Raw genomic sequence first — 13,405 nt, 5'->3', positions numbered from 1 at the left:
ATGGGAAGGTCATGTGGGGGCGCGGCATGCCGTGTCGGCTTCGTCCGCGCCCAGGGTGTCGAGGTTGTTCTTCGGATGGAGCACGCCTTCGGCCGGCGCCGTGCCGACCACGCCGTCCGGGTGGGCCAGCAGCAGCGGCTGGCGCAGCTGCCGGTCCCAGCGCCGGAACGACAGCGGCGGGCCCTTGAAGCCGTCCACCACCACCCGCCCCGCGGCCAGCGCCTGTGCCTGCGCGGCAAAGCCCGCGGGCTGCCGCACCACGCTCTCGGCAATGGCCTTGACCGCGACCCAGGCGGCCCAGTCGTAGCCGGTCATGGGCCGGCCCGCGGCGCGGGCGAAGCGCCGGTTGAGCTGCGGCCCGCCGTTGCGCTCCCAGGCCCAGTGCCAGGCCTGCGCGCCCAGGCCGCTGGCGCCTACCACCGGGCGCGGCAGCTGCGTGGCGTAGGGCAGGCCGCGCGCGAACTCGCCGTCGGCGTCGGCCACCACCACCACGTCGTAGTCCACGCCGCCGCTCAGCAGCCTGACATTGGCCTGGTCGCGCTCGCGCGGATCGTTGGACAACCGGAAGGCGCGCTGGCCGGCCCACGCGATGCCGAAGCGACGCGCCGCGCCCACCAGCGCGTCGCGCTGCGCGGCGTCCGCCGGGGATGGCCCGCTCAGCAGCAAGGCGCGGCGCCACTTGCGCGCGGCCAGGTACTGCATCAGCGCGTCGGCGCGCATGCGCAGGCTCGGCAGCGTATGCAGCAGGACCGGCGCGCAGGCGGCGCCGCGCAGCGCATCGTCGTCGGCCGAGACATTGAACAGCAGCGCCTCGCCCGGCTTGACCGCGCCCGCCGCGGCCCGCACCGAAGCCGGCGGCAGGTCCAGCAGGATAAAGCGCGTACCCTGGCGCGCCAGCGCCGCGACCAGCGTGGCCACCTCGGCTTCGGTGCTGGCCTGCTGCCCCTCGACGCTGAGCGACTGGCCCGCAGCCGCCAGCGCAACGCGTGCTTCCGCCGCCGCCACCTGGGCGCCGTCGAGCGCACGGCCCTGCGGCTGGTCGGGATAGCGCAGTGCCAGCCGCCGCGGCGCATAGCGGGCATCATCGGCCAGCGACACCACTGCCACGCGCACCGCCGCGGCCTGCAGCGGGGCCGGCAACGCCAATGCAAGCGCGCATGCCAGCATGGCCAGCGCGCGCTCAGTCATCGATCGCCACCGAATGCGGCACGCGGCCCGCCTTGAGCGTGGCCACCGCCTTGCGGCTGGCGGTGTCGACCACGCTGACGTCGTCGGACAGCCCGTTGGCGACGTAGAGCCGGGCGTCGTCGCGGCTCAGCGCCAGGCCCCAGGCGCGCCGGCCCACCAGCACGTAGTCCTGCACGCGGCGCGACGCCACCTCCACCACCGCGACATGGTTGGCGCGGCCCAAGCCGATATAGGCATGCGTGCCGTCGCCGGCCGCCGCCATCCCCACCGGGGTCACGTCCTCGGTGCGCATGCCGCGCGGCGCGAAGGCAATGGTCTGGACCACCTCCAGCGTATCGGTGCGGATCACGCTGACACTGGCCGACAACTCGTTCGACACCCACAGCTCCTTGCCGCCGCGCACCAGCAGCAGCCGGCGCGGCCGGTTGCCGACGCGGATATTGCGCACCACCTTGCGCGTGGCCACGTCGACCACATGGACCAGGTTGGCGACCTCGGAGGCCACATACACCTGCCGTCCGTCCGCGCTGACCCTGACGCCTTCGGGCTCCTCGCCCACCCCGACCGCGAACACGCGCTTGCCGGAGCCGGTGTCATAGGCCGACAGCAGCGCGTCCGCTTCGTTCGAGACATAGAGGGTGCGGCCATCGGGGCTGAGGTCGAACAATTCCGGATCGTCGCCGACCGGCAGTGACGCCACGGTCTTGCGCGTCGCCACGTCGACCACGTCGACGCGGTGGTCGTCGCTGCAGGCCACGTACAGCCGCGCGCGGTCGGGCGACAACTGCAAGTGGCGCGGGCGCCGGCACTGGCGCCATGCCGCCAGCTGCTGGCCACTGCGGGCATCGTAGACTGTCAGCGCGTCGTCCTTTTCGCTGGAGACAAAGACCTGCCGGGTCGCGGCGCGCGCGGCGCCACCCTGCGCGCCCTCGGCCAGGCCGGCGGCGACCAGCAACGCGGTGGCCAGCAGCCAGGCGCCCGCAAACCAGACAGGGGACGGCATCGGCTTCATGCGGGTATCTCCGTTGGCGCCGTCGCGGCGGCGCGGACTGGCGGCGTCATGGCCAGGAAGGCGGCTTCGAGCGTGGTGGCCGCGGTGGCGCCCAGCAGCGCGGCCGGGGTGCCGTCGAAGCGCACCGCGCCGCGGTCCAGCACGATCACGCGGTCGGCCTGCTCCACCTCCTGCACCAAGTGCGTAGCCCAGAGCACGCCGGCCCCGGCTTCCCGCGCCAGCCGCCGGGCCTCGGCCAGCAATTGCACGCGCGAGGCCGGGTCCAGTCCCACCGTGGGCTCGTCGAGCAGCAGCATCGCCGGTTCGTGCAGCAGCGCGCGCGCCAGCTCGACCTTGCGCCGGCTGCCGCCCGACAGCTCGCGCACCGGGGCCTGCGCGCGCGCCGCCAGGCCGAAGGCCTGCAGCAGGCGCGCGCTGCGCTGCGCCGCCACGCGGCGCGGCAGCCCATGCAGGTCGGCATGGAAGCGCAGGTTGGCCAGCACCGGCAGGTCCAGGTCGATGGCGGGCTGCTGGAACACGATGCCCAGCTGCGCCAGCGCGCGCACCGGCTCGCGCCGCATGTCGCAGCCCATCACCGTGACCTGCCCGGCATCGGCGACGAACAGGCCGCTGAGGATCTGGAACAGCGTGGTCTTGCCCGCGCCGTTGGGCCCCAGCAGCGCCACGAACTCGCCGCGCCGCACACACAGCGAGACCCCGTCCAGCGCCATGCGGGCGCCGAATGCCTTGCGCACGCCGTCGCAGGCGAGCGCCGGCGCTGCCAGGGATGGCATTGCGCTCATAGCTGCGCCTTCGCCCGCGCCGTGCCCGCGCGTTCGGCGAAGGTCCGTTCGGTCTCCCACGCCTGGCGCAGGAAGGCTTCATATTGCGCGGTGCCCAGGTAAGTCAGCGCCTGGTCGTAGCGGGCCAGCTCGGCCAGATGGCGCGGCTGCTGCATGGCAATGCGGAACGCGTCGTGCAGGCGCCGGACGATGGCCGCGTCGGTACCGCGCGGCACGCCGATGCCATAAGGCGAGTTGTGGACGGCGTCGTCAAAGCCCAGCTCGGCCACGGTCGGCACGTCGGGCCAGCGCGCCGAACGCTGCGCGCTGAACACCGCCAGCAAGCGCAGCTTGCCGGCCTCGACGAACGGCGCAAAGCCGGTGGAATTGACGCCCGCCATCAGCGAGCCGTTGGCCACCGCCAGCATCTGGTCGGCGGTGCCGTGGTACGGCACGTGGAGGTAGCGCACGCCGCTGCGGCCAAGCACGTCTTCCATCGCCAGGTGGGCAGTGGTGCCGATGCCGGTGGAACCCACCGTCAGCTGGCCCGGGTGCGCGCGGCCCCAGGCAATCAGGTCGTGCAGCGAGCGCCAGGGGCTGCTGGCAGGCACCACGATGCCGAAGGTATAGCCGGAGATCATCAGCACCGGCTGGATGTCGCGCAGCGGCTGCCAGGCGGTCTTTTGCTGATGCGGGAACCGGTACACCGTCAGTGGCAACTGGCCGATGGTGTAGCCGTCGGGCCGGGCCGCGGCCAGCAGGCCGCCCACCAGCGTGCCGCCGGCGCCGGGGCGGTTCTCCACCACGATCGGCTGCCCCAGTTCGCGCCCGGCCAGTTCGGCCAGGATGCGCATCGAGATATCGGTGGCGCCGCCGGCTGGCCACGGCACCACCAGCGTGACCGGGCGCGACGGGTAGGCCGGTGCGCCCTCGGCCCGCGCGGTGCCCGCCACGACCAGGCCGAGGCATAAGGACAGCAGGCAGGCAAGGCAGCGGAACATGGCTGGGCACCAGACAGGGTTGCGATGTGGAGTGACTGAGCAAAGCCGATACCAGCTGCGGCGCAGCACGGCATCGCGCCCGTGGCCGGGCCCTTGCAGGGCCGGGGCGCGCGCCCCTGCAGGCCGGCGCGCCCCGGCCCTGCGTGGTGCGGTGCGCCGCGCACCACTGTGTCGTGGCGGAACACTGGCCCGCGGGCGGCAACGCTCGACTGTCCTGTTTTGTGACAGGCGAGCCGGCGCCGTGGCCCGGCGCAGCGTCGCTGCCGGGGTCGCAGCCGGCCCGGCCGCGGCACGGTACGAAAACTGCTGGATGCCTGCGCACAGGCGCGACCCGATGCAGGTACGCGCCGCCTATCCGGAGGAGACGGACATGCCAGCCATCCCGCGCCCTGCGCCGCCAGGCCAGCGGCAACCCACGCCCCCATGCGAGGCCCCGGCACGCCAGCGCCGCCGCGCGGGCCCGCGTGCCGCCATGCTGGCCGTGGCCATCGCGCTGCTGTTCCAGCGCGCCGCTGTGGCGCAACCGGACGGCGCTGTGCCAAACCAGGACAGCGCCATGCTGCCCGAAGTGCTGGTGGTGGCCGCCGCGCCGCTGCCCGGCATCGGCGTGGCCAGCGACCTGGTGCCCTACACCGTGCAGACCGTGCGTGGCGACGACCTCGGCGGCGCGCGCGCCGGCAATTTGGCCGATTACCTGAACCGCAACCTCGCCGGCGTCAATGTCAACGACATCCAGGGCAGCCCGTTCCAGGCCGACATCACCTACCGCGGCTTTCGCGCGTCATCGATTCCCGGGGTGCCGCAGGGCCTGTCGGTGTACCTGGACGGAATCCGCGTCAACGAACCCTTCGGCGACGTGGTCAGCTGGGACATGATTCCCGAGGCGGCGCTGGCGAGCGCGTCGCTGGTGTCCAGCGCCAATCCCGCCTACGGCCTCAACACCCTCGGCGGCGCGCTGGCCATGACCACGCGTTCGGGGCTGGACTCGCCCGGCTTCACCGCCGATCTTTCCTACGGCAGCCGGGCCCGCAAGCGCGCCGACCTGTCCGGCGGCGTGCGCAGCGACAGCGGCTGGCATGCGTTCGCGGCCGGCACGCTGTTTCAGGAGCACGGCTGGCGCGACCACTCCGAAGGCCGGCTCGGCAACGTCTTTGCCAAGGCCGGCTACGCCGGCGCAACCAGTCGCTGGGACGTCTCCGTGCTGCACGGACGCAGCACCCTGACCGGCAACGGCCTGGTGCCCGGCTATCGCGCCGCCGACGGCGGCACGCTGCCCGAGCTCTACCAGGCCAACCGACGTGCCATCTACACCTACCCCGACCAGACCCGCAACCAGGTCACGCAGGCCGCGCTCAACGGCCGCCACTGGTTTGACGACAACACCAGCGCCGCCGCGCTGGCCTATGTGCGCAACAGCCGCCGCGACACCGCCAACGGCGACGTGAACCCCGGCTACGAAGCCTATGCCGAAGACTGCGAGGCTGGCTTCAACGCCGACGGCAGCCCGCGCGGCGACGGCTGCGGCATGACCCGCGCCGACGGCGCGGCGCTGCACCCGGCGGTACTCAACACCAGCCATATGCGGCAGCAGACCGTCGGCATGGCGCTGAGCGTGGCGCGCGAGACCGAGCGCCATGTGCTCAATGCCGGGGTGACGCTGGACCGCAGCCGCCTGACCTATGCGCAATACGCACAGCTTGCCGCCTTTACCGACGACCGCGGCGTGGTAGCCGACCCCGCCGAGGCCAACGCGCTGTTCTCGGGCGTCAGCGGCAACGCCCGCACGCTGGGGGTTTACCTGTCCGATACCTGGTCGCTGACGCCGACCACCTTCCTGACCGCCTCGGCGCGGTGGAACCACGTCACCGTCAGCAATACGCTGCGCAACAGCGACGGCAGCGAACAGCCGCGCGAGCGCTTTACCTATCGCCGCCTCAACCCGGCCTTGGGGCTGGCGCAAAAGCTGGGCGGCGGCGTCACGGTGTTCGGCGGCTACGCGCAGAACAACCGCGTGCCGACCGTGCTCGAACTCGGCTGCGCCGACCCGGACCGGCCCTGCCGCCTGCCGGCGGGCCTGCAGGCCGATCCTTACCTGAAGCAGGTGGTGTCCCACTCCTACGAGGCCGGCGTGCGCTGGCACCCGCGCCAGGACACCGAGGTCACGGCTTCGCTCTACCGCATCGACAACCACGACGACATCCTGTTCCTGCGCGCGCCGAACACGCAGCTCGGCTACTTCGCCAACTTCGATCGCACCCGCAACCAGGGGCTCGACCTGACCGCCCGGCAGCGCCTGGGTGCGGTCACGCTGCGGCTGGCCTACAGCTACCTGCAGGCCACCTACCAGTCCGCCGGGCAGCTTGCCGCGGGCGAACGCACCATCGACATCCGCCCGGGCATGCGCATGGCCGGCCTGCCCCGCCATACGCTCAAGCTGGGCGTGGACTGGCAGGCCATGGCCGGGGTGACGCTGGGCGCCGACCTGGTGGCGGTGTCGGGCTCGGTCTCCAGCGGCAACGAGGACGGCCTGCGCAGCGACCCGCAGTCCGGCGCCGCGCCGAAGACCGCCGACTGGAGCACGCCCGGCTACGCCACCGTCAACCTGCGCGCGGCGTATCAGGTCAGCAAGCGGTTCGAGATCTACGCGCGCGTGGCCAACCTGCTGGACCGGCGCTATGAAACCTACGGCCAGATCGCCAACGACCTGTTTCCCGGCGGCAGCCTGGTGCGGCCGCACGTGGCCCCCGGCGATGCGGCCAGCGCGCTGTTCGTGGCGCCGGGCGCGCCGCGCAGCTTCTGGCTGGGGCTGGTATTCCGCATGTAGGCTGGGACGGTGTCCATGGCATGCACCCCTCGCGGCGTTCACGATTCCTTACAGACAACCACACTGGCACAATCTATTCTCCTGTCGCAAACGGAATCCCCACAACAAGGAGAATGCAATGAAATCCATCCTCGCCCTTCTGGTCGCGTGCAGCGCACTGCTCGGCGGCTGCGTGGTAGCCCCTTATGACGACTACGGCGGCGGTCCGCAGGGCTGCCCGCCGGGCCAGGCCAAGAAAGGCAATTGCCGCATCGACCCGTACGGCAACGAATCGTTCTGCCCGCCGGGCCAGGCCAAGAAGGGCCGCTGCTAAGCCCGCGCCGGCAGCGCTGCCGGCCGGTGTTGCCGGGACCGGCCCGCCAGCCGGACAATGGCCACTGCGGATCTTTCTCCCTCCGCAGGAGCGCGCCATGACAGCCTGGTTCCTATCCCCCCGACGCCTCGGCGGCCTGTGCGTTGCCGCAGTCCTGTCGGGCGCCTGCGCCACCCTGCAGCCGGAACAGACCGGCAGGCAGATGATCGGCAGCCCTGAAAGCGCTGTGCGCAACACTTTCGGACCACCGACCGAGACCCACCGCCTCGCCGATGGCACCACCCGCTGGCTCTGGTCGCGCCAGCCGTTCGGCCATGAGGTCTACGCCGCCGACTTCGACGCCGCCGGCAAGCTCACCCGCTACCGCCAGATGCTGACCGAGGCCGAGATCTATCGCGCCCAGGTCGGGGTCTGGACCAAGCAGGACGTGCAGCAGCATTTCGGACTGCCACGGGAGCCGGTGCAGTATTACCCGCTGATGCAGCGCGAAGCATGGTCCTGGCGCATGTACAAGGACGGCCTGCAGACGGCGCACTTCAGCTGCTACTTTGACAATGCCGGGGTGCTGCGACAGACCATGATCATCGTCGATCCGCTCGGGGGCGACGCCCGCCACGCGCGCTGACACCGCGGCCGGTGCCAATGCCGGCAGCAGGGGCTCCCCGGCCCGGCTTGCGTTTTGCGCGCAGAATGGGGGCGATGCGGCAATGCCCGCCCACCTTTTCCTGCGGAAAACCAACGTGACCACAGCCATCCTGCTCGAGAACATCCACCAGAGCGCCAACGCCCGGCTGGCCGAAGCCGGCCTGCAGGTCGAGCGCCGCCCCGGCGCCCTGGCCGGCGCCGAACTGCGCCAGGTGCTGGCCAGCCATGACGTGATCGGCATCCGCTCCGCCACCCACCTGCGTGCCGACGACATCCACAGCGCACCGGAACTGCTTTCGATCGGCTGCTTCTGCATCGGCACCTCGCAGGTCGACCTGGATGCAGCCACCGCCGCCGGCATCCCGGTGTTCAACGCGCCCTTTTCCAACACCCGCTCGGTGGCCGAGCTGGTGGTGGCCGAAGCGGTGATGCTGCTGCGCCGGATTCCCGAGAAGAACACGCTGGCGCATGCCGGCCAATGGGCCAAGGGCGCCAGCGGCGCGTTCGAGGCGCGCGGCAAGACCATTGCCATCGTCGGCTACGGCAACATCGGCTCGCAGGTGGGCGTGCTGGCCGAATCGATGGGCATGCGCGTGGTCTACTACGATGTCTTGGCGCGGCTCTCGCACGGTTCGGCGCGCGCCGCCGGCTCGCTCGAAGAAGCGGTGTCGCAGGCCGACGTAGTGACCCTGCACGTGCCGGCCACGCCGCGCACGCGCAATATGATCGATGCCAACATCCTGGCGGCGTGCAAGCCGGGCGCGATCCTGATCAACGCCTCGCGCGGCAGCGTGGTCGACATCGCGGCGCTGGCCACGGCGCTGCGCGACAAGCGCCTGGGCGGCGCGGCCATCGACGTGTTCCCGGAAGAGCCCAAGACCAACCAGGATCCGTTCACCAGCGAGCTGCAGAACCTGCCCAACGTGCTGCTGACCCCGCACGTCGGCGGCAGCACCGAAGAAGCGCAGGAAAACATCGGCACCGAAGTGGCGGCCAAGCTCGCGCATTTCCTGGCCACCGGCGGCACCATCGGCGCGGTCAACTTCCCCGAGGTCGATCCCGGTCCGCTGCATGCGCCGGCGCGCCTGCTCAACGTGCACGGCAACGCGCCGGGCGCGCTCGCTGCGCTGAACACGCTGCTGGCGCAGGAGGGGGTGAATATCACCGGCCAGCACCTGCAGACGCGCGGCCACACCGGCTACGTGGTCACCGACCTGGACCGCGTGCCGTCCGCGCAGCTGATGCAGGCATTGCAGACCCATGCCGGCTTTGCCCGCTCGCGGCTGATCCTGCGCGGCGCGGCGTAGTCACGGGCAAGCGCCGGGCGGATCCCCGCAACTTCCACCGAACTGTCTTAAGCACGGAAAGCCGTCTGGACGCGGGGCTATGCTGAAGTCAGCCCACACGCGAATTGGTGGGCCTGCACGGTACGCGATGAGCATGGCGGCCCGGTCGGCGCCGCACTAACTATCGTGAGGTCAGACATGTCGCTTGAACGGAGCAGGAAGGCCGCCGCCATGGCGGGCCGGCTCGCCGCAGCCACGGTGCTGTCGATCGCGGGAATCGACGGCGCTGCCGCGCAAACCGGCACCATCACATTCCTGGGGGCGATCACGTACCCCTCATGCGACTTCCGGCAGTCTGCCGGCCAGCTGCAGGCCAGTTGCCAGCAGCCAACGGGGCAGGTCGTGTCGGCGCCCTTTGCCGTGACACCCGGGCCGCTGCAGGGGCTGACACGAATCGGCGTGGCCAGCCTGGAAGTCCAGGCTGCGCGCGCCACCACGGGCAGCGCGGCACCTGCCTACCTGGTCTTGGTGACCTATCACTAGCAGACCTATCACCAGGTGATATATCCGCCCGCGGGTGGCCTGGCGCCCGCTACCGCAATTGGGGGATTGCGTTGCCGGCATTGCGGCCCCTGCCGCATCTTGCGCCCGTCACGGCTTGCCCGCCGTGAGTGCAGTCTTGACACCTTGGCTTGCGCTTCCTTTAATGGTGTAACGCGTCGCGTGCCGCGCCCGATCCCTTCCTGCCGAAAACGTCAACCCACAATGGAAACCGGTGAAGCCCACGACCCGCAGCGCAAGCAAGAAGAACTGCGCAGTTTCCTTTTCCTGACCACTGTCATGGTGCCGGTACTGTCCGTCATCATCGTTGCGGGCTATGGGTTCATCGTATGGATGACCCAGCTGATCAGCGGTCCCCCGTCACACTAGGCGACCGGCAGGCCGGTGCGGCTGGCTCGCCGCCACCGGGGCATTTGACAGATAAAAACAAGCTGCAGCCCAGACTGAAACGGCATCGAACCGGAGCTTGCGCATGCCCGCAGCAAGACGCGCCATCCCCATCCAGCCCCTGCCCGCCGGCGCAGAGTGGCATATCGCCGGTATCGTCGTCCATGCCCTGCCCGGCAAGGTGGCCCGGGTCCGGGCCGCGATCGACGGCATCACCGGCGCCGAGATCCACGCCGCCAGCGACGCCGGCAAACTCGTCGTCACCATCGAAGCGCCCACCTCGCGCGCCATTGCCGCGCACCTGACCTACCTGCACCAGCTCGACGGCGTGCTGTCCGCGGCCCTCGTTTACCAGCACAACGAAGACGCCGAGGCAATGAACGAGGAGATCGCCCGATGAATATCTCGCGTCGTGACTTCATCAAGCAGACCGCGGTGGCCGCCACGGCGTCCGTCGCCGGGGTCGCGCTACCCGCCGGGGCCGCCAACATGGTGACCGACAGCGAAGTAACCAAGCTGAAGTGGTCCAAGGCGCCATGCCGCTTCTGCGGCACCGGCTGCGGCGTCACGGTGGCGGTGCGGGACAACAAGGTGGTGGCGACCAACGGCGATCCGCAGGCCGAGGTCAACAAGGGCCTGAACTGCGTCAAGGGCTATTTCCTGTCGAAGATCATGTACGGGCAGGACCGGCTGACCAAGCCTCTGCTGCGCATGAAGAACGGCAAATTCGACAAGAACGGCGAATTCGCCCCGGTCACGTGGGAGCGCGCCTTCGACGAGATGGAGCAGCAATTCAAGCGCGTGCTGAAAGAGAAAGGCCCGACCGCGGTAGGCATGTTCGGCTCGGGCCAGTGGACCGTTTGGGAAGGCTATGCCGCGTCCAAGCTGATGAAGGCGGGCTTTCGCTCCAACAACCTCGATCCCAATGCGCGCCACTGCATGGCGTCGGCCGTACAGGGCTTCATGCGCACCTTCGGCATGGACGAGCCGATGGGCTGCTACGACGACTTTGAAGCCGCCGACGCCTTCGTGCTGTGGGGCTCGAACATGGCCGAGATGCACCCGATCCTGTGGACGCGCATCACCGACCGGCGCCTGAGCCATCCGAAGACCCGCGTGGCGGTGCTGTCGACCTTTACGCACCGCTCGTTCGACCTGGCCGACATCCCGGTCATCTTCAAGCCGCAAACCGACCTGGCGATGATGAACTACATCGCCCACTACATCATCAAGAACAACAAGGTCAACAAGGACTTCGTCAACAAGCACACCGTGTTCAAGGAAGGCGTGACCGATATCGGCTATGGCCTGCGACCTGAACATCCGCTGCAGAAAGCCGCCAAGAACGCGGCCGATCCGGGCGCGTCGCGCCCGATTTCCTTCGACGACTTCGCGCGCTTCGTCGCCAAGTACGACGCCGATACCGTCAGCAAGCTGTCGGGCGTCCCCAAGGCCAAGCTCGACCAGCTGGCCGAGCTCTATGCCGACCCCAACATCAAGGTGATGTCGCTGTGGACCATGGGCTTCAACCAGCATACGCGCGGCAGCTGGGCCAACAACATGGTCTATAACCTGCACCTGCTGACCGGCAAGATCGCCACGCCGGGCAACAGCCCGTTCTCGCTGACCGGGCAGCCGTCGGCGTGCGGCACCGCACGCGAGGTGGGCACCTTCTCGCACCGGCTGCCCGCCGACATGGTGGTGACCAACCCCAAGCACCGCGAGGAAGCCGAGCGCATCTGGAAGCTGCCCGCCGGCACCATCCCCGACAAGCCCGGCTACCACGCCGTGCTGCAGAACCGCATGCTCAAGGACGGCAAGCTCAACGCCTACTGGGTGCAGGTCAACAACAACATGCAGGCCGCGGCCAACCTGATGGAAGAAGGCCTGCCGGGCTATCGCAACCCGCAGAACTTCGTGGTGGTGTCCGACGCCTATCCCACCGTGACCGCGCTCGCTGCCGACCTGATCCTGCCCAGCGCGATGTGGGTGGAAAAGGAAGGCGCCTACGGCAATGCCGAGCGCCGCACGCAGTTCTGGCACCAGCTGGTCGATGCGCCGGGCGAGTCCCGCTCCGACCTGTGGCAGCTGATGGAGTTCTCCAAGCGCTTCAAGGTCGAGGACGTCTGGCCCGCCGACCTGATCGCGAAAAAGCCCGAGTACCGCGGCAAAACCCTGTTCGACGTGCTCTACCGCAACGGCCAGGTCGACAAGTTCCCGCTCAAGGAGATCGACGCCGACTACCAGAACGCCGAGGCCAAGGCCTTTGGCTTCTACGTGCAGAAGGGGCTGTTCGAAGAGTACGCCAGCTTCGGCCGCGGCCACGGCCACGACCTGGCCCCGTTCGATGCCTATCACGAGGCGCGCGGGCTGCGCTGGCCGGTGGTCAACGGCAAGGAAACGCGCTGGCGCTACCGCGAGGGCAGCGACCCGTACGTCAAGGCCGGCACCGGCTACCAGTTCTATGGCAACCCCGACGGCAAGGCCGTGATCTTCGCCCTGCCCTACGAACCGCCACCCGAAGCGCCCGACCAGGAATACCCGTTCTGGCTGGCCACCGGCCGCGTGCTGGAGCACTGGCACTCCGGCTCGATGACGCGGCGCGTGCCCGAGCTGTACCGCGCCTTTCCCAACGCGGTGGTGTTCATGCATCCGGAAGACGCCAAGGCCATGGGATTGCGCCGCGGCGTCGAGGTCGAGGTGGTGTCCCGGCGCGGCCGGATGCGCTCGCGCATCGAAACCCGCGGGCGCGACGCGCCGCCGCGCGGCCTGGTGTTCGTGCCGTGGTTCGATGCCAGCCAGCTGATCAACAAGGTGACGCTGGACGCCACCTGCCCGATCTCGCTGCAGACCGACTTCAAGAAGTGCGCGGTCAAGATCGTCAAGGTCTAGCCCGCAACCGAACAGGGAGACGCCATGAAGCCAAGCCGATCCTGGATGCCGCTGCTGGCCGTGTGCGCACTGCTGCTGGCCGTGCTCGCGCCGCAGGCCGCCGGCCCCGCGCACGCACAGGGGGTCGTCGACGCGATGCGCGGGCCCACGCCCATCGCCAATGAAGCCAAGGCGCCGCTGCTCTACCCCACCGAGAACAAGGACATCCGCCGCACCCGCAACTACACCATGCAGCCGCCCACGATCCCGCACAAGATCGACGGCTACCAGCTCGACAAGGACTTCAACCGCTGCATGTTCTGCCACGCCCGCACCCGTACCGAAGAGACCCAGGCGATCCCGGTCAGCATCACCCACTATATGGACCGCAACAACAACGTGCTGGCCGACGTCTCGCCGCGCCGCTACTTCTGCACGCAGTGCCACGTGCCGCAGGCCGACGCCAAGCCGCTGGTGGGCAACAGCTTCGTCGACGTCGAGCAGCTGCTCAAGCGCAAGCCCGGCACCAAGGGCTCGTCCAACTAGCGGGTGCGCG

Annotated in this window: 13 protein-coding genes; 9 read left to right on the top strand and 4 right to left on the bottom strand. The window is 69.7% G+C overall.

What is annotated here, in order from left to right; all coding sequences use genetic code 11:
* Positions 1–9 precede the first annotated feature (9 nt).
* Genes E5S69_RS00355 through E5S69_RS00340 form a run of 4 tightly spaced genes read right to left on the bottom strand, consistent with a single transcriptional unit; the run spans position 10 to position 3,962 of the window.
* Positions 10–1,188, bottom strand: a complete 1,179-nt coding sequence (locus E5S69_RS00355; protein ID WP_171513042.1) for a branched-chain amino acid ABC transporter substrate-binding protein — start codon at positions 1,186–1,188, stop codon at positions 10–12.
* On the bottom strand, positions 1,181–2,200 hold the full coding sequence (locus E5S69_RS00350; protein ID WP_171513041.1) for a PQQ-dependent catabolism-associated beta-propeller protein: 1,020 nt from the start codon (positions 2,198–2,200) through the stop codon (positions 1,181–1,183). Before E5S69_RS00350 ends, E5S69_RS00355 begins: the two co-directional genes overlap by 8 nt.
* The gene (locus tag E5S69_RS00345) at positions 2,197–2,973 is read right to left on the bottom strand and encodes an ABC transporter ATP-binding protein (protein WP_423766605.1); all 777 of its coding nucleotides are present in this window, start codon (positions 2,971–2,973) and stop codon (positions 2,197–2,199) included. The genes E5S69_RS00350 and E5S69_RS00345 overlap by 4 nt, the downstream gene beginning before the upstream one ends.
* Positions 2,974–2,978: 5 nt before the next feature.
* Positions 2,979–3,962, bottom strand: coding sequence for a tripartite tricarboxylate transporter substrate binding protein (locus E5S69_RS00340; RefSeq protein WP_171513039.1), 984 nt, complete (start codon positions 3,960–3,962; stop codon positions 2,979–2,981).
* A 370-nt stretch (positions 3,963–4,332) separates the two neighbouring features.
* Here E5S69_RS00340 and E5S69_RS00335 point away from each other — a divergent pair, with 370 nt between their 5' ends.
* The 9 genes from E5S69_RS00335 (at position 4,333) to E5S69_RS00295 (ending at position 13,395) form a co-directional block, all read left to right on the top strand.
* Positions 4,333–6,786 carry a TonB-dependent receptor gene (locus E5S69_RS00335; RefSeq protein ID WP_171513038.1) on the top strand — a complete coding sequence of 818 codons (2,454 nt, stop codon included), beginning with the start codon at positions 4,333–4,335 and terminating at the stop codon, positions 6,784–6,786.
* 118 nt (positions 6,787–6,904) lie between these two features.
* A complete protein-coding gene (locus E5S69_RS00330; RefSeq protein ID WP_171513037.1) occupies positions 6,905–7,099 on the top strand; it encodes a hypothetical protein in 195 nt (64 codons plus the stop codon).
* Positions 7,100–7,196: 97 nt separating this feature from the next.
* Positions 7,197–7,724, top strand: a complete 528-nt coding sequence (locus tag E5S69_RS00325) for a hypothetical protein (protein WP_171513036.1) — start codon at positions 7,197–7,199, stop codon at positions 7,722–7,724.
* A gap of 82 nt (positions 7,725–7,806) precedes the next feature.
* The gene (gene serA, locus E5S69_RS00320; protein WP_236901145.1) at positions 7,807–9,051 is read left to right on the top strand and encodes a phosphoglycerate dehydrogenase; all 1,245 of its coding nucleotides are present in this window, start codon (positions 7,807–7,809) and stop codon (positions 9,049–9,051) included.
* A 177-nt stretch (positions 9,052–9,228) separates the two neighbouring features.
* Positions 9,229–9,573: a hypothetical protein gene (locus E5S69_RS00315; protein WP_171513035.1), complete on the top strand. Its 345-nt coding sequence runs from the start codon at positions 9,229–9,231 to the stop codon at positions 9,571–9,573.
* A gap of 222 nt (positions 9,574–9,795) precedes the next feature.
* A complete protein-coding gene (gene napE / locus E5S69_RS00310; protein WP_171513034.1) occupies positions 9,796–9,960 on the top strand; it encodes a periplasmic nitrate reductase, NapE protein in 165 nt (54 codons plus the stop codon).
* A 103-nt stretch (positions 9,961–10,063) separates the two neighbouring features.
* Entirely contained in the window at positions 10,064–10,378 is a 315-nt protein-coding gene (locus E5S69_RS00305; RefSeq protein ID WP_171513033.1) for a chaperone NapD, read from the top strand.
* Positions 10,375–12,870: a periplasmic nitrate reductase subunit alpha gene (napA, locus tag E5S69_RS00300; RefSeq protein ID WP_171513032.1), complete on the top strand. Its 2,496-nt coding sequence runs from the start codon at positions 10,375–10,377 to the stop codon at positions 12,868–12,870. The genes E5S69_RS00305 and napA overlap by 4 nt, the downstream gene beginning before the upstream one ends.
* Before the next feature lie 24 nt (positions 12,871–12,894).
* Positions 12,895–13,395 carry a nitrate reductase cytochrome c-type subunit gene (locus E5S69_RS00295; RefSeq protein ID WP_171513031.1) on the top strand — a complete coding sequence of 167 codons (501 nt, stop codon included), beginning with the start codon at positions 12,895–12,897 and terminating at the stop codon, positions 13,393–13,395.
* Positions 13,396–13,405 lie beyond the last annotated feature (10 nt).

This window comes from Cupriavidus necator, assembly GCF_013141915.1.
Lineage (GTDB): Bacteria > Pseudomonadota > Gammaproteobacteria > Burkholderiales > Burkholderiaceae > Cupriavidus > Cupriavidus necator_B.
The sequence above is the reverse complement of the archived record's forward strand: the minus strand, read 5'-3'. Positions and strand labels throughout refer to the sequence as shown.

What these genes read in the sequence shown, in the direction of transcription:
- E5S69_RS00335 (WP_171513038.1), top strand. Translation starts at nt 4,333, where the DNA reads ATGCCAGCCATCCCGCGCCCTGCGCCGCCAGGCCAGCGGCAACCCACG.
- E5S69_RS00325 (WP_171513036.1), top strand. Translation starts at nt 7,197, where the DNA reads ATGACAGCCTGGTTCCTATCCCCCCGACGCCTCGGCGGCCTGTGCGTT.
- E5S69_RS00355 (WP_171513042.1), bottom strand. Translation starts at nt 1,188, where the DNA reads ATGACTGAGCGCGCGCTGGCCATGCTGGCATGCGCGCTTGCATTGGCG.
- E5S69_RS00315 (WP_171513035.1), top strand. Translation starts at nt 9,229, where the DNA reads ATGTCGCTTGAACGGAGCAGGAAGGCCGCCGCCATGGCGGGCCGGCTC.
- E5S69_RS00345 (WP_423766605.1), bottom strand. Translation starts at nt 2,973, where the DNA reads ATGCCATCCCTGGCAGCGCCGGCGCTCGCCTGCGACGGCGTGCGCAAG.
- E5S69_RS00340 (WP_171513039.1), bottom strand. Translation starts at nt 3,962, where the DNA reads ATGTTCCGCTGCCTTGCCTGCCTGCTGTCCTTATGCCTCGGCCTGGTC.
- E5S69_RS00330 (WP_171513037.1), top strand. Translation starts at nt 6,905, where the DNA reads ATGAAATCCATCCTCGCCCTTCTGGTCGCGTGCAGCGCACTGCTCGGC.
- E5S69_RS00305 (WP_171513033.1), top strand. Translation starts at nt 10,064, where the DNA reads ATGCCCGCAGCAAGACGCGCCATCCCCATCCAGCCCCTGCCCGCCGGC.
- E5S69_RS00350 (WP_171513041.1), bottom strand. Translation starts at nt 2,200, where the DNA reads ATGAAGCCGATGCCGTCCCCTGTCTGGTTTGCGGGCGCCTGGCTGCTG.
- serA (WP_236901145.1), top strand. Translation starts at nt 7,807, where the DNA reads ATGCCCGCCCACCTTTTCCTGCGGAAAACCAACGTGACCACAGCCATC.
- napA (WP_171513032.1), top strand. Translation starts at nt 10,375, where the DNA reads ATGAATATCTCGCGTCGTGACTTCATCAAGCAGACCGCGGTGGCCGCC.
- E5S69_RS00295 (WP_171513031.1), top strand. Translation starts at nt 12,895, where the DNA reads ATGAAGCCAAGCCGATCCTGGATGCCGCTGCTGGCCGTGTGCGCACTG.
- napE (WP_171513034.1), top strand. Translation starts at nt 9,796, where the DNA reads ATGGAAACCGGTGAAGCCCACGACCCGCAGCGCAAGCAAGAAGAACTG.